The 19,605-nt window shown below is 67.2% G+C and carries 14 protein-coding genes; 6 read left to right on the top strand and 8 right to left on the bottom strand.

All coding sequences use genetic code 11. The annotated features are described in order from the left end of the window. Positions 1–143 precede the first annotated feature (143 nt). Together PG878_RS14245 and PG878_RS14240 are read right to left on the bottom strand one after the other, a co-directional pair. Positions 144–2,156, bottom strand: a complete 2,013-nt coding sequence (locus PG878_RS14245; RefSeq protein WP_209031888.1) for a M13 family metallopeptidase — start codon at positions 2,154–2,156, stop codon at positions 144–146. Positions 2,157–2,326: 170 nt separating this feature from the next. Then, positions 2,327–4,426, bottom strand: coding sequence for a M13 family metallopeptidase (locus PG878_RS14240; protein WP_209031939.1), 2,100 nt, complete (start codon positions 4,424–4,426; stop codon positions 2,327–2,329). A 202-nt stretch (positions 4,427–4,628) separates the two neighbouring features. Here PG878_RS14240 and PG878_RS14235 point away from each other — a divergent pair, with 202 nt between their 5' ends. Beyond that, entirely contained in the window at positions 4,629–6,221 is a 1,593-nt protein-coding gene (locus PG878_RS14235) for a phytoene desaturase family protein (RefSeq protein ID WP_209031887.1), read from the top strand. 182 nt (positions 6,222–6,403) lie between these two features. Here the strand turns inward: PG878_RS14235 and PG878_RS14230 are convergent, their stop codons facing one another. Beyond that, positions 6,404–9,295, bottom strand: coding sequence for a TonB-dependent receptor plug domain-containing protein (locus tag PG878_RS14230; protein WP_209031886.1), 2,892 nt, complete (start codon positions 9,293–9,295; stop codon positions 6,404–6,406). A gap of 655 nt (positions 9,296–9,950) precedes the next feature. Continuing rightward, complete coding sequence (locus PG878_RS14225) at positions 9,951–11,948, bottom strand: alpha/beta hydrolase family protein (protein WP_244672674.1); 1,998 nt, start codon at positions 11,946–11,948, stop codon at positions 9,951–9,953. Between the two features lie 427 nt (positions 11,949–12,375). On the opposite strand from PG878_RS14225, the gene apbC reads away from it, so the two are divergent. The 3 genes from apbC (at position 12,376) to PG878_RS14210 (ending at position 14,496) form a co-directional block, all read left to right on the top strand. Further along, positions 12,376–13,227 carry an iron-sulfur cluster carrier protein ApbC gene (gene apbC, locus PG878_RS14220; protein ID WP_209031884.1) on the top strand — a complete coding sequence of 284 codons (852 nt, stop codon included), beginning with the start codon at positions 12,376–12,378 and terminating at the stop codon, positions 13,225–13,227. Between the two features lie 128 nt (positions 13,228–13,355). Then, positions 13,356–13,928 carry a dCTP deaminase gene (dcd, locus tag PG878_RS14215; RefSeq protein ID WP_010340509.1) on the top strand — a complete coding sequence of 191 codons (573 nt, stop codon included), beginning with the start codon at positions 13,356–13,358 and terminating at the stop codon, positions 13,926–13,928. 40 nt (positions 13,929–13,968) lie between these two features. Continuing rightward, positions 13,969–14,496 carry an RDD family protein gene (locus tag PG878_RS14210; protein ID WP_209031883.1) on the top strand — a complete coding sequence of 176 codons (528 nt, stop codon included), beginning with the start codon at positions 13,969–13,971 and terminating at the stop codon, positions 14,494–14,496. Positions 14,497–14,629: 133 nt separating this feature from the next. On the opposite strand, the gene PG878_RS14205 is transcribed toward PG878_RS14210, so the two are convergent. Genes PG878_RS14205 through PG878_RS14195 form a run of 3 tightly spaced genes read right to left on the bottom strand, consistent with a single transcriptional unit; the run spans position 14,630 to position 15,904 of the window. Further along, on the bottom strand, positions 14,630–14,797 hold the full coding sequence (locus PG878_RS14205) for a LiaI-LiaF-like domain-containing protein (protein WP_003467495.1): 168 nt from the start codon (positions 14,795–14,797) through the stop codon (positions 14,630–14,632). Positions 14,798–14,825: 28 nt separating this feature from the next. Beyond that, complete coding sequence (locus tag PG878_RS14200) at positions 14,826–15,233, bottom strand: HIT domain-containing protein (protein WP_152239690.1); 408 nt, start codon at positions 15,231–15,233, stop codon at positions 14,826–14,828. An 8-nt stretch (positions 15,234–15,241) separates the two neighbouring features. Then, the gene (locus PG878_RS14195) at positions 15,242–15,904 is read right to left on the bottom strand and encodes a dienelactone hydrolase family protein (protein ID WP_152236093.1); all 663 of its coding nucleotides are present in this window, start codon (positions 15,902–15,904) and stop codon (positions 15,242–15,244) included. A gap of 155 nt (positions 15,905–16,059) precedes the next feature. Here PG878_RS14195 and rimO point away from each other — a divergent pair, with 155 nt between their 5' ends. Then, complete coding sequence (gene rimO / locus PG878_RS14190; protein ID WP_209031882.1) at positions 16,060–17,448, top strand: 30S ribosomal protein S12 methylthiotransferase RimO; 1,389 nt, start codon at positions 16,060–16,062, stop codon at positions 17,446–17,448. A 42-nt stretch (positions 17,449–17,490) separates the two neighbouring features. On the opposite strand, the gene greB is transcribed toward rimO, so the two are convergent. Beyond that, the gene (gene greB / locus PG878_RS14185) at positions 17,491–17,997 is read right to left on the bottom strand and encodes a transcription elongation factor GreB (protein WP_209031881.1); all 507 of its coding nucleotides are present in this window, start codon (positions 17,995–17,997) and stop codon (positions 17,491–17,493) included. A 107-nt stretch (positions 17,998–18,104) separates the two neighbouring features. Here greB and PG878_RS14180 point away from each other — a divergent pair, with 107 nt between their 5' ends. Next, positions 18,105–19,544 (top strand): rhomboid family intramembrane serine protease, encoded by a 1,440-nt coding sequence (locus PG878_RS14180; RefSeq protein ID WP_209031880.1) that lies wholly within the window; start codon positions 18,105–18,107, stop codon positions 19,542–19,544. Positions 19,545–19,605 lie beyond the last annotated feature (61 nt).

Raw genomic sequence — 19,605 nt, 5'->3', positions numbered from 1 at the left:
GGCACGCGCGCCAGTGGCGCGCACCCCGTGCCCTGTCGCCCCGGTGGGAGAGGGGCAGACGATTTTCCCACCCCTGAACGCACGACGGCGCGGTTGCCCGCGCCGTCGTGCTGTGCGCTGGGCCGGCTAGTGCCGGCACCAGCTCACGGCCACAGGTGGATCTGTTCGGCCTCGCTGCGCACCATCGGCTGGCCGGGCTTGCAGGTGAAGGTCGCGGCGAAGGCGGGCAGGTTGGCCAGCGCGCCGTTGGTGCGCCAGCGGCCGGGTGCGTGCACGTCGGCGGTGACCCGCTGCACGGCGTCGGTCGGCGACAGTTGCTGCGCCCACAGGCCGGCCCAGGCCTTGTAGAACGCCTGCTTGCCGGCCTCGCTGGCCGCCGGCTGTGCGGCGCTGTAGGCCTGCCACGCCAGTTCGACGCTGCCGATGTCGGTCAGGTCCTCGTCCTGGGTCAGCGGGCCGTTGACCTTGGCGCCCTTCACGCCGGGGAAGTCGTAGGCGCCGTACTGGGCGGCGGTGCGGGCCGCCAGCGCGTTCCAGGCGCTCTTGTCTTCCGGGGTCCACCAGTTGCGCAACTGGCCCTGCGCGTCGACCTGGCTGCCCTTGCTGTCGATGGCGCCGATCAGCTCGTGCGCGACCATCGCGCCATAGGCGCCGTACAGCGCCGCGGCGTCGCCGCCGGCCGCGTACACCGGCGGCTGCAGCACCGCGGCGGTGACGATCAGGCGGTTCTGGGCGATGTCGTAGGTCAGCGCCGGCTGCTGCGGCAGCACGTCCCAGCGGCGGTCGGCGTTGCCCTTGCCGATGCGCTTCATCTCCTCGCGGTGACGCCAGGTGGAGGCGATCAGCATGTTGCCACCGAAGCTGCCGCGGCCCATCGGCTGCACGGTGTAGTCGAGGTCGCGGCGCGGCGCACCGACTTCGATCTTCAGCGCGGCCAGCTTGGCCTGCGCCTCGGTGCGCGCCGGCTCGCTCAGCCAGGTGCTGCGCTTGACCGCGGCGATCTGCGCGTCGCGCACCTGGTCGGCGATGGTCTCGGCCTGGCGGCGGGTGTCGGCCGACAGGTAGCGGGCCACGTACTCGCGGCCGAGCATCGGGCCGGCGGCGACGTTGATCGCGTCCAGCACCTGCGCCCAGCGCGGCGGCGGTGCGACCTGGCCCTGCAGCACGCGGCCGCGGAACTCGAAGCTGGCGTCGCGGAAGCTCTTGGACAGGTACGGCGCCATCGCATCGCCCACGCGCCAGCGCAGGTAGGCCTTCCACTGCTCGGGCTTGATGCTGACGATCATGCCGTCGAGCTGCTTGAACATGTCCGGGTCGGCCATCGACACCAGGTCGTCGTTGACGCCCTGGGCCTTGAGGAAGGCGTCGAGCTGCAGGTTGCGGTACTGCTTGTTCAACTCCTTGGTCGAGATCGGCGCGTAGTTGTTGAACGGGTTGTTGATGCCGGCCAGCGACTTGGCGCTGCGCGCCAGCGCGGTCTCGATCTGCAGCACCGACTGCGCGTCGGCCTCGAGCCGGTCGGCCGGGGTGCCGGTCAGGGTCAGGATCTGCTTGACGTAGGTGCGGTAGCGGCCCATCAGCGCCATGGTGTCGGCGTCGGTACGGGTGTAGAAGGCCGGGTCGGGCAGGCCCATGCCGCCCTGCATGAAGTAGCCGATGTGGCGGTCCAGCGCCTTCAGGTCGACGTCGGCGCCGAAGTTGAACGCGACCGGGATGCCGATCTGGTGCAGCGCGGCGATCGAGGCCGGCACGTCCTTGGCCTTCTTGATCGCATCGATGCGGCTGAGCAGCGGCGCGATCGGGTTGGATCCGTCCTTCTCCACCGCGGCCTCGTCCAGGCCGCTGGCCCAGAAGTCGCCCAGCGCCTTCTGCACCGCGTTCTGCGGCGACTGCATGGAGGCGTCGAGCAGGTCGCGCTGCTGTTGCTGCGCACGCTCGGCGAGCTGGCCCAGCGCGGTGACCGCGCCGGTCTGCGGCACCGGGTTCTGCTTCAGCCAGTCGGCGTTGGCATCGTCGTAGAAGTCGCTGCAGGCGGCGCTGATCGGCGGGGCCTTGGGCGCGGCGGCGCGCTTCTTCTTGGGCGCGGCATCGGCGGCGGAGGCGAGGGCGATCAGGCCGAGGGCGACGGCGAGGGCAAGCGGACGGGCATTGGGCATCGGGAACGCATCCGGTCAGGATTAAAGTCGGCGGAGTTTAACAAGCCGCGGTGTGCAACTGTGGCGATGACGTGCGTCCACCGCCCAACCGGATTCAGGGAGGGGCGCCCACGCAAAGAAAAGGCCCGGACATGCCGGGCCTTTTCGCGGAACGGCGGTGACGCCGTCGCTTACCAGATCACCACGCGCTTGTCGCCGCTGCGCACCATCGGCGCGCCCGGCTTGCACTGGAACGCGGTGGCGAAGGCCTCCAGGTTCGACGGCGCGCCGATCGCGCGGAACTGCGCCGGGGCGTGCGGGTCGGTGGTCAGGCGCACCATCGCGTTCTGCGGGGTGTACTTGGTGCGCCACACGGTGGCCCAGTTGATGAAGAAGTTCTGGTCGCGGCTCATGCCGCCGACCTTCGGGTCGTCCTTGCCCTCGGTGGCCTTCTTCATGGCGTCGTAGGCGGTGGTGATGCCGCCCAGGTCGGCGATGTTCTCGCCCAGGGTCAGCTTGCCGTTGACGTGCTTGCCGTCCACTTCATAGCCGTCGAACTGCTGCACCAGCTTGCCGGTGAGCGCGGAGAACTTCTTGGCGTCGGCCGGGGTCCACCAGTTCTCGAAGTTGCCGGTCGGCCCGAAGCGCGCGCCCTGGTCGTCGTAGCCGTGGGTCATTTCGTGGCCGATCACCGCGCCGATGCCGCCGTAGTTGAACGCGTCGTCGGCCTTGGGGTCGAAGAACGGCGGCTGCAGGATCGCCGCCGGGAACACGATCTCGTTCTGCAGCGGGTTGTAGTAGGCGTTGACCGTCTGCGGGGTCATGCCCCACTCGGTCTTGTCCACCGGCTTGCCGATCTTGCTCAGGTTGTACTTGTAGTTGAACGCGGTGGCGGCGCGCACGTTGTCCAGGTAGCTGTCGCGCTTGGTGGTCAGGCTGCTGTAGTCGCGCCACTTGTCCGGGTAGCCGATCTTCGGGGTGAAGGTCTTCCACTTCTCCAGGGCCTTGGCCTTGGTCTCATCGCTCATCCAGGTCAGCTTTTCCAGGCGCGCCTTCAGCGCCTGGCTCAGGTTCTCCACCAGCTGCTGCATCTTGGCCTTGTCGTCGGCCGAGAACGCGACCTTGACGTACATCTGGCCCATCGCCTCGCCGGCGCCGTTCTCGATGCTGCCGAGCACGCGCTTCCAGCGCGGCTTCATCTCGGCCTGGCCGTTGAGCTCCTTGCCGTAGAAGGCGAAGTTTTCCTGGGCGAAGGCATCGCTGAGGTACGGCGAGGCGCTGTCCACGGTGTGGAAGCGCAGGTAGGCGCGCCACACCGACGGGTCGGTGTCGCCCAGCGCCTTGCTCACTTCCTGGTGGAAGGCGGGGATCGCCAGCGAGAACTTCTCCGGCACGGCCACGCCCTGCGATTCGAAGAACTTGGTCCAGGGGAAGTTCGGGGTCAGCTTGTCGGCCTCGGCCGGGGTGACCGGGTTGTAGGCCAGCTCGGCGTCGCGCGAGAGCTGCTCGCTGGACTTGGACACCTTGGCCAGGCGGGTCTCCAGCGCCACCACGTCCTGCGCCTGCTTGGCCGCGTCGGCGGCCGGCACGCCGGCCAGCTCCAGCACCTTGGCCACGTGCGCCTGGTAGGCCTTGAGCTTGTCCTGCTTGTCGGCGTCGACGTAGTAGCTGCGGTCGGGCAGGCCGAGGCCGCCCTGCATGGCGTAGGCCATGTTCATCGTCGAATTCTTGAAGTCGGCCTCGGCGCCGAAGCCGAACAGGCCGTTCTCGCCCTTGGCCGCGCTCTGGCGCAGGTAGTCGGCGATCGCCGGGCCGTCCTTGAGGCCGTCGATCGCGGCCAGGTCGGCCTTCAGCGGCTCGATGCCCTGGGCGTTGATCTTGGCGTCGTCCATGCCCGAGGACCAGAAGTCGCCGACGATCTTCTCCACGCCCTGCGGGTTGGCGGCGGCGGCGGCCTGTTCGGCCAACTGGTGCTGCACGGCCACCGAGCGCTCGTCCAGGATCGAGAACGCGCCCCAGCTGCTGCGGTCCTTGGGAATCTCGTTGGCGGCCAGCCACTTGCCGTTGACGTAGCCGTTGAAGTCGTCGCAGGCGTTCTTGCCGGCGTCGAGGTCGTTGATGCTGAAGGCGTTGTAGGTCGGCAGCTTGCTGGTGTCGAGCTTCAGCTCGGCGGGCGCTGCGGCCGGGGCGGCGGCCGGCGCGGGCTTGGCGGCGTCGGCGGCGGGCGCGGCGTTCTCGGGCTTGTTGCAGCCGGTCAGCGCGGCGCTCACGGCCAGGGTCAACAGCAGCATCTTGGGATTGCGAAGGGTCACAGGCAGGCTCCGGGCCGACGTGGATAAAAAGGTGGCCCGTTCGGGCCGTGGCGAGACTCTACGCCGCCGCGGGAGGTTTCAGGGGTGTCGAAGGTCATGGGCGGCCGCGGGCATTGGGCCGTCGGACGGCCGCGTCGCCTGCCGGTCGGCAGCCCCGCCGGCGCTGGCTTACCATGCGGCCATGACCCGTGAATCGCCATGCGATGCCCTGATCGTGGGTGCCGGCCACAACGGCCTGGTCTGCGCCGCCTACCTGGCGCGGGCCGGCTGGAAGGTGACGGTGCTGGAGCGGCGCGGCGTGGTCGGCGGTGCCGCGGTGACCGAGGAATTCCATCCCGGGTTCCGCAATTCGGTAGCCTCCTACACGGTGTCGCTGCTGCAGCCCAAGGTGATCGCTGACCTGGATCTGGCCGGTCACGGCCTGCGCATCGTGCCGCGCCGGCGCAACAACTTTCTGCCATTGCCGGACGGGCGTTTCCTGCTGACCGGCGCCGGCCACACCCAGGCCGAACTGGCCAAGTTCTCCGCGCGCGACGCCGCGCGCCTGCCGGCCTACGAAGCGCGGCTGGAGGGCATCGCCGACGTGCTGCGCGCGCTGGCGCTGCAGCCGCCGCCCAACGTCACCGATGGTGGCTGGCTGCAGGCGCTGCCCGAACTGCTGCGCGCCGGCCGCCTCGGCCGCCGCCTGCATGCGCTGGACGCGGAGCTGCGCCAGGACCTGCTGGATCTGTTCACCATCTCCGCTGCCGACTATCTGCAGCGCTGGTTCGAGAGCGATGCGGCGCAGGCGCTGTTCGGTTTCGACGGCATCGTCGGCAACTACGCCAGCCCGTACACGCCAGGATCGGCCTACGTGCTGCTGCACCACGTGTTCGGCGAGAGCAACGGGGTCAAGGGCGCCTGGGGCCATGCGCTGGGCGGCATGGGCGCGATCACCCAGGCGATGGCCCGCGCTGCGACCGCCGCCGGGGCGCGGATCCGCACCGATGCCGGCGTGCGCGAGATCCTGGTCGAGGACGGGCGCGCGGTCGGCGTGGTCACCGAGCAGGGCGAGCGGCTGCGGGCGCGGCACGTGGTCGCCAACGTCAATCCCAAGCTGCTGTACGAACGCCTGCTCGATCCGGCGCACGTGCCGGCCGCGACCCGCGCGCGCATGGCGCACTGGCGCTGCGGGTCGGGCACGTTCCGCATGAACGTCGCACTGTCGCACCTGCCCAGCTTCAGTGCGCTGCCGGGGCCGGGCGACCACCTCACCGCCGGCATCGTGCTGGCGCCGAGCCTGGACTACATGGATCGCGCGTACCACGATGCGCGCACGCACGGCTGGTCGCGCGAACCGATCGTCGAACTGCTGATTCCCAGCACCCTGGACGACAGCCTGGCGCCGCCGGGCCAGCACGTGGCCAGCCTGTTCTGCCAGCACGTGGCGCCGCAGTTGCCGGACGGGCGCAGCTGGGACGCGCACCGCGACGAGGTCGCCGACCTGATGATCGCCACCGTCGAACGCTACGCGCCGGGCTTCGCCGCCTCGGTACTGGGCCGGCAGGTGCTGAGTCCGCTGGACCTGGAACGCACCTTCGGGCTGATCGGCGGCGACATCTTCCACGGCGCGCTGAGCCTCAACCAGTTGTTCAGTGCGCGGCCGATGCTCGGCCAGGCGGCGTACCGCGGCGCGATTCCGGGCCTGTTCCTGTGCGGGTCCGGCACCCATCCCGGCGGCGGCGTGACCGGTGCGCCCGGCCACAACGCGGCGATGGCGCTGTTGCGCGGCTGAGGCGTAGAAGGCGCACGGTTTGCGCCTGCAAAAGCGCGTGTGTGGAGGTGGCGTGCGCGATCGGCACTCTGTACGGGTCGGGGACTTGGTTGTGCGCAGCTGCCAAGCATCCTCGCGCGAATGTTCCAAACAAAAAGGGGCGGCTAATGGCCGCCCCTCCGATCGCTCCCGAACAGCAAAGCTTAGAACTTGTACTGCACTCGGGCGAACACCGTGCGGCCGTACCAATCGTACTGCGACGCGTACAGCGGCGTATTGCCGTAACGCGTGCCGGCCCCGGTGGAAATCAGGTCCGGCGCCTTGTCGAACAGATTACGCACGCCGACCATGATGCCCCAGTCGCCTTGTTCGTAGGAAACAGACGCATTGTGCAGGACCTGCCAACCGGCCTTGATGTCGCGCGTCGCGTTTTGATACCCCTGGTAGGTGAAGGTGGGGTCCAAATCGAGATTGCGAGTGCTGCTGACATAGCTGGCCTGATAGCTGAAGGTCCAGTCGCCGCGCTTCAGATCCGCGGACATCAGGCCCACGGTCTTCGGTCGGCCGATGTAGCCGACTTGGTTGCTCGAGGTGAGTCCGCTTTCCGCCGCGCTGTCGAACAACTGCAGCACGTCTTCCATCGTGTACGTGACCTGTGCCTCCAGCGACAGCTTGCCGAAGGAGAAGTCGTTGTCGTAATTCATCTGCAAGTCGTAGCCGCGGGTACGCTCGCGGTTGATGTTGATGTACTTGTTGTAGATGGTGGTGATGGTGTTCGGCGAGGCGGGATCGGTCGGGCTGTTACGGACGAACTGATTGCAGAACGCGTTCGGATACACCGCCGACCCATAGCAGCCGTTGATGATGTCGAACTCATTGAGCTGCGAGATCTCGCCCCGGATGTCGTAGTCGAAATAGTCGACCGCCACGCTCAGGTTGGCGAACTCGGGCGTCCATACCATGCCAAGCGTCTTGGCCTTGGAGGTCTCCGGCTTCAGAGTGCCCTGGCCGCCACGGCCGTACACGGTCGCAGATCCGCCGCCGCCCGCGTAGTCCGAGGGGATGCCGGCAGCCGCACAGTTCTTCTGAATGAAGGTGTTGTTGCTTTCACCCCACAGGATGCACGGATCGATCGTTGTCTGCGACTGGTAACCGGTCTGATCGCCGAGGTACAGCTCGTACAGCCCCGGTGCCCGATACGAAGTGCCGATGCTGCCGCGCACGCGCAGGGACGGAATGATCTGCCAGTTCAGGCCGGTCTTCCATACTTCGTCCGAATCGGCGACGGAGTTGTACTTGAACGCTCGGCCTGACAGGTTGACCGAGAGCGATTCGATGCCCGGCTTGTTCTTGAGCAGTGGGACGTCGAACTCCACGAAGGCTTCGCGCACATTGTCCGTGCCCTTGGTCTCCTGCGCGGAGCTGTAGCCCCAGATGTCGCCCGAAGTGGTCAGCGCATCGGGTTGGTCGTCGATCTTGGTATGCCGATACTCGACACCGAACGCCGCGCCGACATCACCTGCGGGGAGCGCGAACAGGTTGCCGGTGACGACGGCATTGACGATGGCCTGATCGTAGATGGTATTGCCCTTGGTGTTGACGCCGATGGCGTTCTCCAGCTCACGCATGCGTTCGCCGCTGAGGAAGCCGGGATCGAAGTAGTTCACCGGTGCGTCGCCATCGACATACGCCAGATCGCCCGTGCGCGACGTCTGGATGTCGTTGTGCCGGTATTCGCCGTCCGAACGCGAGTAGCTCGCGTTGATCTCCCAGCTCCAGCTATCGCTTCCCTTGAAGGCCCCGTCGAACTTGGTGCTGCCATAGAAGTAATCGACGGTGATCTTCTGATCGTCGCGGTACGGCATGATCGGCTGGTAGAAGTTGCCGTCCGTTTCGTTGGCGACGACGGGGAAGAACTGCCTGTAGCTGTGCGCGGTAGTCTCGCGGCGGTTGTACAGCCACTGTGTCTTCCAGTTGAAGCTATCGAACCCAAAATCGCTGGCGCCGTACAGGCTGATGCGCTCGCGCTGGTTGATGGCCTGCGTCGTGTTGTAGAACGGAAAGTTCAACACGTCCTCATAGTAGGCCTGCGGCGAGTTGGCGTAGGTTCTGGAAGGACGGGGGCGCGGCCGGTAACCCGCGAACGGACCTACGGTGCTGCCGTCCGGCGACGGCACATAGCGGATGGCCGAATTGAAATAGTTGATGATGGTGTTGGCGTAGAGGTTGCCCGACGAACATCCGCCAAGGTTGGTGCCGCCGATGATCGAGCGGTCCTCGCGGTCGATGCGCTTGCCGTCGGTGCCCCAGATCCGGTCCTGGGCGCACCGCAGGAAGTCGCGGTCGCCGAACTCCAGGGCATTGAGTCGATCCCATTGCACGGCGCCGATGATGCTGCCGTTGCTGAAATCCTTACCGGCAGCGAACGATGCCGAGAACTGCTCGCCTCCGCCATGCTGCGGCACGCTCATGGTGTAGTCCATGATCGGCTTGTCGATGCTCTTGCGGGTGATCAGGTTGACCGCGCCGGCGACAGCATCCGAGCCGTAGATGGACGACGAGCCGTCCTTGACGATTTCGATGCGCTGCAGGATGACCTTGGGGATGACGTTCAGATCGAACGAACCGACCTGGCCGCGCGTGCCGGCCGGGCCCGGGCGTTGGCCATCCAGCAGGATCAACGTGCGATTGGCGCCCAGGCCGCGCAGCGACACTGTCTGTACGCCGGTGCCGCCTTCGACGACGAACCCACCGAACTGGTTGTTGATCTGAGTGGAGCTGGCTGCCGCGGCAGAGGTCTGCAGAAAGTCGGCCACATCGAACTTGCCGGCCGAGATGCTCTTGTCGATCGAGATGACCTGGACCGGCGAGGCGGTCTCATATTCCGGACGCTTGAGCAGCGATCCGGTCACAGAAACAGCATCGAGTTCCTTGGTCTTGGCCGCCTCTTTGGAGGTGGCCTTGGCCTGGTCGTCGGCACCAGCCTGACCATTGGCCGGATTGTCCTGCGCAAAGGTGGGCGCGGCCTGCAGCGCTGCGATCACGGCAATTGCCAGCGGCAGCCGCCGCAACCCATTGGTCGAATTTCTGAACATTCCTTCTTTACTCCCCTATTTAAATACGAAGTGAAGCAGTTGTTACGGTGTGGTTAAGCGAATGTACTGCCGCAGCGTTAGCGATGCAACATCCGCTGAACAAGAAAATTTGCGACATACGGTCGTTACATTCCCGTCGTAATCATCCGGAAAGCCGATGGATGCATCAGTTTTGGTGGCGTGGGCTGGTTCGCCGGCTCGGAGCGAGCTCTCTTGGGGCGACACGACGCTCGCGCACTTCTTCCGCGCGGCACCATGGAGGTGCGTTTGTTGGGGAGTTGGTGTCAACTTCGGGTAATTTGCTGTCTATTGCTGCAATATTTCTATGTCGCGGCCTGTTGCTGACAGTTGATATGGCTGTCGTGTCAAGGCGATGCACATGTCTGCCGCACACGCGTTGCGATGCTTCGTGCGCTCATTCGGCGCGCAGCGGTCGGGAAGAGAAGGGGGAAGCGGGGGCGCTATCGGGGTTCGACGGCGTCGCACAGCGGCAGATCCGCAGAGGGGGCCGTGCGATGGCGTACGGACGACGCTCGACCATGTGCGCTTGGTTGCGTCGCGGGATAGATCGCCCGCCTCCCGGGCACATGCGTGCGCCCGGGGGGCCAAGATGCCGTTAGGAGGTGATATCTCTTGAGCGGCTCACGTCAAAGGTTCAGAGGCCGCCAGGGCCGCAGTCGTTCTTCAGGAAATCCTGGATCAAGCCAAGGGTCTGTCTCTGTTGGCGTGGGTACCAGGGCAGGCTGTGCGGCTGATCGGGGATCAGCGCGAACTTGGCCGGGACGATGTCCTTGACTGCCTCGTAGAAGTCCTTGGCATGGAACGATGGAGTGCGCACATCGCGGTCTCCTACGAATAGCAGTACAGGGATTGTGGCATTGGCCGTGTTCTGCATCGGGTCCATGCCCTTCAGGGTCTTTCCTTGCAGGATGCGTTGCAGGCGGTTATCGCTCCAGGAGGTGCTGAGTTTCCCCAGGTTGGTGACCGGCGCACCGGCAATGGCGCACTGGTATGGCGATGGCTTGCGGACGGTGGCAGCGGCCGCTGCGAAGCCGCCGTAGGAATAGCCGAAGATCGCCACCCGGTCCTTGGACGCAAAGCCTTGCGAGACAAGCCAAGCCGCACCATCGTCGTTGTCATCCGACATCTTCTGGCCCCATTCTCGGTCTCCGGCTACCCAGAGATCGCGTCCCAGACCTTGGGTGCCCCGGTACTGTGGCCGAAGGACGGCATAACCGCGCGACGTAAGCAGTGGTACCCACCCGGAAACGTCCCATCCCATGTAGTCGCGGGCCCATGGGCCGCCATGCGGGTTGATGACTGCCGGACCAGCTGGATCTCCCTGCTTCCAGCCTGCGGGAAGGTCCAGGATGGCTGGAATCTTGCGCCCGTCGCGTGCGGTGTAGCTGACCCAGCGTTCTTGCACGGAAAAGCCGTTCTTGCCGATCCATGGCCTGGAACTTCCCAGGGACGTGACGGTCTGCTTGTTGATAAGCAGGTGATAGCTGGGCGGCTGGTCGGCGCTCTGCGCGGTGAAAAACACCTTGGAGAGATCATCGGTATAAGAGCCCAGAGCGATGCTCTGCCCGGGGAATGCTTTTTTCAGGCTTTCCTGAATCGACTTCAAGGTCGGATCCACGTAAATGGACTCGCGCGTCGGGCCATCCACGGTGAAACCCACGACTTTATTGAAGTTGCTCGACTGCGTGCCGAAGATCAGGCCCGCGATGGAGAAGTTCTGGTCGGCCACTACCGGATCGGGATCGTATTTGCGCTGTAGTGGATCGTAGAGGCGCACTTGCGCCTTGTCGGAGAACTGATCGGTCAGGATGTAGTACTTTCCGGTCGCATCGTCGATGCCCAGCACGTCTACTACGTTGCGGGCGGAGATCTTGGTGGTCAGCGGCGCATGCACCGAGAACTGGCCCGATTTCGGGTCGAGCAGCAGGACCTGCTGTTCGTAGTCGCCGCCGGTTCCGTCGATCTGCTGCTTCGCCAACACCTTGCCGGTGCGATGGTCGAACAGCGACGGGACCGCGCGCGAATCGCCACGAAACAGCAGTTCGGTCTGCCCGGTTTTGAGGTTGTAGAGGTAGTAGCTGGAAGATAGGCTGACTTCGCTCAGTTGCTGGATGACCACGCGGTCCGGGTCCAGTGGCAGCATGTCCACGAGCGACGCAGTGCCGCTCAACTCCAGGCACAGCTGTGTATCGGCGCTGATGCCGACCTTGCGCGCATTGTCCGCAAACGCTTCCTTGAAGTCCTTCTGGTCGTCTCCTGTCAGATAGGTCTTGGAGACGAAGGTGCGGGTGGAACCCGTAGAGTTGCCTTCGCCGCAGCCGCCGAGGCGGCCGGTCCATTCCTGTCGTGCCACGGTCAGGATCTTGTCGGCCTTTAAGGCGTAAGCGGAAATGAACTTCATCCTCTCGCCGGAAGGCGTGACCACAGTGGGTCCCTTGGACAGCGCCGAGGTGTCCCATGTCGCCAGCGCGGTTTCATCCGGATTCTGCGGCGATGGGATCAGGCCCACGATGTGCTTGCCGTCGGGGCTCATTGTCACCGACTGAAGCGCGGGCAGGCGAGCCAGATCCTCGATCGGAATCGGCTGGATGGCCTGCGCCGCTGTGGTGACCAACAGCGTGGCGACGCCCATGGCGAGGCTCCAATGCCGCGCCGAATTAACTCTTGTCATGCAACATTCCCCAGATGATGAACGAGCCAGACATCTGCGCAACTGCGCAAATATGAACGTTTTCTGAATATATCAGAACGCGCTAGCTGCGCACTCTACACGCGGTCCTTGGACGCCAAAGAGTGCCGTTGGTCCTGCCGTCGTCGACATGACTTCGCATGCCGTTCGGGCGCTGGAAGAGACGAAGCGCGCTTGTACGGCTGATCGAGGCGGCTTCGGCAGGCGTCGCCTCACCGCGCGAAGGCGGTGCTTGTTGCCCAAGCACCGGCGGCTGCCGACCCTGCCCTTGTATAGTCGTCGTGCCAAACGCGGGCACCGCGCTATCTGCCTGGCCTACGTGCGAGTGCGGTGCGCGGATGTTCGCCCATTTCCGTTGACGAGTTTCCCGATGACCGAACGCCCGCGTCTCCCCGCCCACGCCGTCCAGCCCAAGCTCGCCCCGCACCCGCGCATCCGCAACGTCATCGCCGTCGGCTCCGGCAAGGGCGGGGTGGGCAAGTCCACCACCGCCGTGAACCTGGCCCTGGCCCTGCAGCGCCAGGGCGCGCGCGTCGGCGTGCTGGATGCCGACGTCTATGGCCCCAGCGTGCCGGCCATGCTCGGCCTGAGCGGGCGCCCGGACAGCCCGGACGACAAGAGCATCGAGCCGATGCGCGCCTTCGGCATCGAGGCGATGTCGATCGGGCTGCTGGTGGACCAGGACACGCCGATGATCTGGCGCGGCCCGATGGCGACCTCGGCGCTGACCCAACTGTTCGCCGACACCTTGTGGGACGACCTGGACTACCTGCTGATCGACCTGCCGCCCGGCACCGGCGACATCCAGCTGACCCTGGCGCAGAAGATCCCGGTGGCCGGCGCGGTGATCGTCACCACGCCGCAGGACATCGCCACGCTGGACGCGAAGAAGGCGCTGAAGATGTTCGAGAAGGTCGAGGTGCCGGTGCTGGGCATCGTCGAGAACATGGCGGTGCACACCTGCAGCCAGTGCGGCCATGTCGAGCACCTGTTCGGCGAGGGCGGCGGCCAGCGCATGGCCCAGCAGTACGGTGTGCCGCTGCTGGGGTCGCTGCCGCTGGCGATCGCGATCCGCGAGCAGGGCGACGCCGGCACCCCGGTGGTGGCCGCCGCGCCGGAGTCGGCCGCGGCACAGGCCTACCTGGCCACCGCGCAGCGCCTGACCGAAGAACTGCGCAAGCGCCCGCGCGCCACCATCCCGATCTCCGCGGCGTTGCGCTGAGCGGCGCGCGGCGCCTGCCGCGAACGCCCCGCGACCGGCTAGAATCGCCGGTCATTGCGGCCGGCCCCTTTGCCGGCTGCGTTCCCGGCGTGCAGGCTGCGGCCGCCGCCACCGCATCAGGAAGCCCCATGAGCATCAAGAGCGACCGCTGGATCCGCCGCATGTCCGAACAGCACGGCATGATCGCGCCCTACGAGCCGGGCCAGGTCAAGCAGGTCGACGGCCAGCGCATCGTCAGCTACGGCACCTCCAGCTACGGTTACGACGTGCGCTGCTCGCGCGAGTTCAAGGTGTTCACCAACATCAACTCGACCATCGTCGACCCCAAGCACTTCGACCCCAAGAGCTTCGTCGACATCGAGGCCGACGAGTGCATCATCCCGCCCAACAGCTTCGCGCTGGCGCGCACGGTCGAGTTCTTCCGCATCCCGCGCGACACCCTGGTGGTGTGCCTGGGCAAGAGCACCTATGCGCGTTGCGGCATCATCGTCAACGTGACCCCGCTGGAGCCGGAGTGGGAAGGGCACGTGACCCTGGAGTTCAGCAACACCACGCCGTTGCCGGCGCGCATCTACGCCAACGAAGGCGTGGCGCAGATGTTGTTCTTCCAGTCCGATGCCGACGACGTCTGCGAGACCAGCTACAAGGATCGCGGCGGCAAGTACCAGGGCCAGACCGGCGTGACCCTGCCCAAGACTTGATCTTCCACTCCCTTCTTTCCGACAGCACAAGGAGCGCGCAATGAACGACCCCAATCCCTACCAGGCCCCCGACGCGGCATTGCCGCCCGCGCTGCCGGACACCGCCGGTGGCGAGGTCCTGGCCGGCCGTGGCGAGCGCCTCGGTGCGGCGCTGATCGACGGCGTGATTTCGCTGGCGACGTTCCTGCCGGTGGCGGCGCTGACCGGCTACTTCGGCAAGGTCATGGAGGCCGCGCGCAGCGGCGTGCAGCTGCCGTTCCTGACCACGTTCGGCTACGGCGTGCTGGGGATCGTGATCTTCCTGCTGGTGCAGGGCTACCCGCTGGCCAAGAGCGGCCAGACCTGGGGCAAGAAGCTGCTGTGGATCCGTATCGCCGACCTGGACGGCGGGCAGCCGCCGTTCGTGCGCCTGATCGCGCTGCGGTATCTGCCGACCCAGCTGCTGTCGCTGGTGCCGATCGTGGGCAGCATCTACGCGTTGGTGGACACGCTGTTCATCTTCCGCCAGGACAAGCGCTGCCTGCACGACCTGATCGCCGGCACCCGCGTGGTCAACGTGCGCCGCTGAGCCAGCGATCGCGACGCGGCGCCCCTGCATCTAGTAGCAGGGGCGGGCTCCGAAAGCCGCTCGCGCTATGGATCAATTGGGAGTGGGGCGCTCTAACGAATCCCCACTCCCAAATCCCCAATCCCGGCTCCACCTACTTGCCGCGGCCGAACAGCATGCCGACGCCGACCGCGACCAGGATCGCCGGCCACCAGGTGGCGATCAGCCGGCCCAGGCTCAGGTTGGTCCAGCCCAGGTTGTTGGCCAGGAACACCAGGCCGATCACGATCAGCACGATGGCGGCGATCACATTGGATTTCATGGAGGCGCGGCTTCCGTAAAAAGGGCGCCTATCGTAGCCGCTGGCGCCACGCCGCAACACGCGCCTGCAGCTCCTCGGCCGGCAGCCGCTGTGCGGCGCCATTGCCCCACACCGGACCGGGCCACGCCGCATCGCCCGGGTGCCGCCCCAGCACGTGCACGTGCAGTTGCCGCACCACGTTGCCCAGCGCGCCGATGTTGAGCTTGTGCACGCCCGGCTCCTGCCGCAGCAACTGCGAGAGCTGGTTGATCTCGGCCAGCAGCAGGCGCTGCTGGCCACCGTCCAGATCGATCCATTCGCTGGCCTCGGCCACCCGTGGCACCAGCAACAGCCACGGGAAGCGCGCGTCGTCCATCAGCCGCACCTGCGACAGCGGCCCGTCGGCGACGAACGCGCTGTCGGCCTGCAGCCGCGGATCCAGGACGAAGTCGGCCATGCCGCGGCTCAGCCCAGGTGCTCGGCGAGGAACGCCAGGCTGCGTTCGCGGGCGAGTTCGGCGCTGTCGGCGTCGTAGTGGTTCGGATCCACATGGCGGTCGAAGCCATGCCCGGCCGGGTACACGAAGGTCTGCATCTGCGGCAGCTTCTCGCGGTGCTGCTGGATCGATTCGGCCGGGATGCTGCCGTCCTGCGCGCCGAAGTGGAACAGCACCGGCGCCTTCGGCGTCTCGTCCAGGAACTGGGTGTTGCGGCCGCCGTAGTAGCTCACCGAGGGCAGGCCCAGGCGCAGCGCCGACAGCAGCGCGACGCTGCCGCCCCAGCAGTAGCCCAGCGTGCCGACCTTGCCGGCCGGCGCCAGCGCCTGCGCGGCCGCCTGCACGATGTCCAGGGCGCGGTCGAAGCCCAGCGCGCCGACCAGTTCCAGGCCCTTGCGCACGCCGTCCTGGTCGTAGGCCAGTTGCGCGTCCTTCTCGACCGGATCGAACAGCGCCGGCGCCAGCACCTCATAGCCGTGCGCGGCGTAGCGGTCGGCGACCTCGCGGATGTAGTCGGTCACCCCGAAGATTTCCTGGATGACGACCAGGCCGCCGCGCGGCGTGCCCTCGGGCAGGGCGTGCCAGGCGGAAACCTGGCCGTGAGCGGTGTCGAGCGTGGTCCAGTGGCCCATAACGGCGTTCCTGTGGCGTGGGGGAAGCGGCGGATTATCCATGGCCCAGGCTAAGCCGGGGTGAGCGGGCGCACACCGGGCCGGCCGCGTCGGCGGCCCCGGCCCGGTATACTTCGCGCGCTGTTTTTCTCCCAGGCCCCCGGACCCCGGCCCCAATGTCTCTCGCGACCCCCAAAGTCGGCTTCGTCAGCCTCGGCTGCCCGAAGGCCCTTGTCGATTCCGAACGCATCCTCACCCAGTTGCGCGTGGAGGGCTATGCGATCGTGCCCAGCTACGACGCGGCCGACGTGGTGGTGGTCAACACCTGCGGCTTCATCGATTCGGCGGTGGCCGAGTCGATGGAGGCGATCGGCGAGGCCATGGCCGAGAACGGCAAGGTCATCGTCACCGGCTGCCTGGGCAAGCGTTCGGAGCAGATCCGCGCGGCCTACCCGGACGTGCTGGCGGTGTCCGGTCCGCAGGACTACCAGAGCGTGATGGAAGCGGTGCATGCGGCGCTGCCGCCGCGGCACGATCCGTTCGTGGACCTGTTGCCGCGCGCGCGGGGCGCCGAAGACGACATCGGGGTCAAGCTGACCCCGCGCCACTACGCCTACCTGAAGATTTCCGAAGGCTGCAATCACCGCTGCAGCTTCTGCATCATTCCGTCGATGCGCGGCGACCTGGTGTCGCGGCCGGTCGACGAGGTGCTGCGCGAGGCCGAGCGTCTGGTGAAGGGCGGGGTGCGCGAGTTGCTGGTGGTGTCGCAGGACACCTCGGCCTATGGCGTGGACCTGAAGTACGCCGAGCGCGAGTGGCGCGGCCGCAGCTACCAGACGCGGATGAAGGCGCTGTGCGAGGGTCTGTCGGACCTGGGCGCATGGGCACGCCTGCATTACGTGTATCCGTACCCGCACGTGGACGACGTGATCCCGCTGATGGCCGAGGGCAAGCTGCTGCCGTACCTGGACATCCCGTTCCAGCACGCCAGCCCGCGCATCCTCAAGCTGATGAAGCGGCCGGGCGCGGTGGAACGCACCCTGGAGCGCGTGCAGCGCTGGCGCGCGCTGTGCCCGGAGATCACCCTGCGTTCGACCTTCATCGTCGGCTTCCCCGGCGAGACCGGCGCCGAGTTCGAGCAGTTGCTGGAATTCCTGGACGCCGCGCAGCTCGACCGCGTCGGTGCCTTCGCCTACTCGCCGGTGGAAGGCGCCAGCGCCAACGCGCTGCCGGATCCGGTGCCGGAAGCGGTCAAGCAGGAGCGGCTGGCGCGCTTCATGGAAAAGCAGGCGGCGATTTCCGCCGCGCGCCTGGAAGCCAAGATCGGCAGCGTGCAGGAGTGCCTGGTCGACCTGCTGGAGGATGGCATCGCAGTGGCGCGCTCCAAGGCCGATGCGCCGGAGATCGACGGCCTGGTGCATATCCAGAACGGCGGCGAGCTTGGGCTGAAGCCGGGCGACCTGGTGCAGGTCGAAATCACCGACAGCGACGAGCACGACCTGTTCGGCGATGCATTGCCGGCACAGGCATCGTCGGCAAGGCCGCTGGATCTGCGCGTACTCTGACGCTTCAGTCGGCGGCATGCGTGGCGCCACGGCGCCGCGCGCTTACGGCGCGGCGTAGTCCACCGCCACCACCACGAAGCTGTGGCGGCCGCCGGGCAGCTGCGCTTCCACTTCGTCGTCGACGCGCTTCTTCAGCAGCGCCCGCGCCAGCGGCGAATCGATGCTGATCCAGCCGCGCGCCGCGTCGGTCTCGTCCGGGCCGACGATGCGGTAGCGGCGCAGCTCGCCGCTGTCGGCATCCTCCAGTTCGATGTGCGCGCCGAAGAACACCGCCTGCGGGTCGGACGGCGCCTCGGCGACCACGCGCAGCGCTTCCAGACGCTTGCTCAGGTAGCGCACGCGGCGGTCGATCTCGCCCAGTTGCTTCTTGCGGTAGGTGTACTCGGCGTTCTCCGAGCGGTCGCCCTCGGCCGCCGCCGCGGCCAGCGCCTTGACCACCTCCGGGCGGCGCACCCGCCACAGCTCGTCCAGCTCGGCCTTGAGCCGGGCATGGCCTTCCGGGGTGATCAGGGCGGTGCTTTTTTCGGCAGGGGGACGCCAGCGGCTCATCGTGCGACTGTGGTGGAGCGGGGTGGCGATGCTAGCGCGTGGCTGCGGCTTGCGCACCCGCAGGCGATGGCCGAAGCTGGCGCCGCCCCGCACATGGACGTCGCCCGATGTTGATCCTGCCGCTGCACAAGCCGCTGTCGCGGGACAACCTCCCGCTGGTCACGCTGCTGCTGATCCTGCTCAACGTCGCGGTCTACGTCGGCTGGCAGCGCCAGGACGCAACGCCGTTGCGGCAGGCGCAGCGCTACTACACGGACGCCGGACTCGGCGCGCTGGAAGCGCCGGCCTATGCGCGCTACCTGGAACGCAGCGGTCAGCGCGCGCCGCTCGTGCAGCTGCAGCAGATGCCGGCCGCGGAGCGGGCCGCCTTCGTCGGTGCCGTCACCCTGCACGACGTGCGGTTCGTGCAGGCCATGCGCGATGGCAGCGCCTTCGCGGACGCCGCTGCGCAACAGGCCTGGGCGCCGCTGCGCGCGCACTACGACGCGCTGCTGCAGCGCGTGTTCACCCTGCGCCATGTGCAGCGCAGTTCGGAATGGGCGCTGGCGCGCATGCTCAGTGCCGCGTTCCTGCACGCCGACGCCATGCACCTGATCGGCAACATGCTGTTCCTGCTGGCGTTGGGCACGCTGCTGGAGGGCGCGATCGGCGGCTGGCGGTTCCTGGCGGTGTACCTGCTCGGTGCGTTCGGCGCCAGCGCGGCCAGCCTGTGGTGGCGTTGGGGCGAGGCCGGCGCCGGTCTCGGCGCGTCCGGCGCCATCGCCGCGCTGATGGGCGCGTTCTGCGTGGTGTGGGGACGGCGTCCGGTGCGCTTCTTCTACTGGGTGGCGGTGCTGTTCGACTACGTGCGCGCGCCGGCCATCGTGCTGTTGCCGCTGTGGCTGGGCTGGGAGCTGTACAACCTGCTGGGCAATGGCGATGCCGGCATCGGTTTCGACGCGCATGCCGGCGGGCTGGTGGTCGGCGCGCTGCTTGGTGCCGTGCTGGTGGCGACCGGACAGACCCGCGAGGCCTTCCTGCACGACGCTGGCGACGCACCGGCCGACGACCGCTGGGAACGCGCGCAGGCGCATCTGGGGCGGATGGAACACGTCCAGGCCGGTGCGTTGCTGGATGCGCTGGCGGCGGAGGCGCCACAGCGCTTCGATGTGGCACTGGCGCGCTATCGCCTGGCCGCCAACGCCGGCCAGGCCGCGACGGCGCGGCTGCGTGCGTTGGACGTGCTGCATCTGGCGGCGCCGTCCGTGCAGGAGGCGCAGCAGCAGGCGGCAGTGCTTGCAGCGGCCGGTGATCTGGATGCGCCGACGCGTGCGGCGGTATTCGTGCGCTGGATGGCGCTGGGGATGCTGGCCGAGGCGGAAACGCTGCTGGCGCAGGATGCGGTTTCGCCCCGCGAACAGCAGGCGCAGGCCTGGTTCCGGCTGGCGCTGGGCCATGGCGAACGCCAGGCCACGGCGGAGTGGCGACGCGTGCTACAGGCGCTGGTCGCGCGCTACCCGGACCTGCCGCAGGCGGACAAGGCGCGCTTCCTGCTCGCCAACGCCTGAGGGCGCGGCCCAGTGCGGAAGCGGGGCACATTGGCGTGTCCCGCACCCGCGCCGTGCGCGA

Source organism: Xanthomonas hawaiiensis (assembly GCF_031834635.1).
Taxonomy (GTDB): Bacteria; Pseudomonadota; Gammaproteobacteria; order Xanthomonadales; family Xanthomonadaceae; genus Xanthomonas_A; species Xanthomonas_A sacchari.
Note: the sequence above shows the minus strand (reverse complement) of the source record. Positions and strands in the feature narration are given on the sequence as shown.

What these genes read in the sequence shown, in the direction of transcription:
- PG878_RS14245 (WP_209031888.1), bottom strand. Translation starts at nt 2,156, where the DNA reads ATGCCCAATGCCCGTCCGCTTGCCCTCGCCGTCGCCCTCGGCCTGATC.
- PG878_RS14240 (WP_209031939.1), bottom strand. Translation starts at nt 4,426, where the DNA reads ATGCTGCTGTTGACCCTGGCCGTGAGCGCCGCGCTGACCGGCTGCAAC.
- PG878_RS14235 (WP_209031887.1), top strand. Translation starts at nt 4,629, where the DNA reads ATGACCCGTGAATCGCCATGCGATGCCCTGATCGTGGGTGCCGGCCAC.
- PG878_RS14230 (WP_209031886.1), bottom strand. Translation starts at nt 9,295, where the DNA reads ATGTTCAGAAATTCGACCAATGGGTTGCGGCGGCTGCCGCTGGCAATT.
- PG878_RS14225 (WP_244672674.1), bottom strand. Translation starts at nt 11,948, where the DNA reads ATGGGCGTCGCCACGCTGTTGGTCACCACAGCGGCGCAGGCCATCCAG.
- apbC (WP_209031884.1), top strand. Translation starts at nt 12,376, where the DNA reads ATGACCGAACGCCCGCGTCTCCCCGCCCACGCCGTCCAGCCCAAGCTC.
- dcd (WP_010340509.1), top strand. Translation starts at nt 13,356, where the DNA reads ATGAGCATCAAGAGCGACCGCTGGATCCGCCGCATGTCCGAACAGCAC.
- PG878_RS14210 (WP_209031883.1), top strand. Translation starts at nt 13,969, where the DNA reads ATGAACGACCCCAATCCCTACCAGGCCCCCGACGCGGCATTGCCGCCC.
- PG878_RS14205 (WP_003467495.1), bottom strand. Translation starts at nt 14,797, where the DNA reads ATGAAATCCAATGTGATCGCCGCCATCGTGCTGATCGTGATCGGCCTG.
- PG878_RS14200 (WP_152239690.1), bottom strand. Translation starts at nt 15,233, where the DNA reads ATGGCCGACTTCGTCCTGGATCCGCGGCTGCAGGCCGACAGCGCGTTC.
- PG878_RS14195 (WP_152236093.1), bottom strand. Translation starts at nt 15,904, where the DNA reads ATGGGCCACTGGACCACGCTCGACACCGCTCACGGCCAGGTTTCCGCC.
- rimO (WP_209031882.1), top strand. Translation starts at nt 16,060, where the DNA reads ATGTCTCTCGCGACCCCCAAAGTCGGCTTCGTCAGCCTCGGCTGCCCG.
- greB (WP_209031881.1), bottom strand. Translation starts at nt 17,997, where the DNA reads ATGAGCCGCTGGCGTCCCCCTGCCGAAAAAAGCACCGCCCTGATCACC.
- PG878_RS14180 (WP_209031880.1), top strand. Translation starts at nt 18,105, where the DNA reads ATGTTGATCCTGCCGCTGCACAAGCCGCTGTCGCGGGACAACCTCCCG.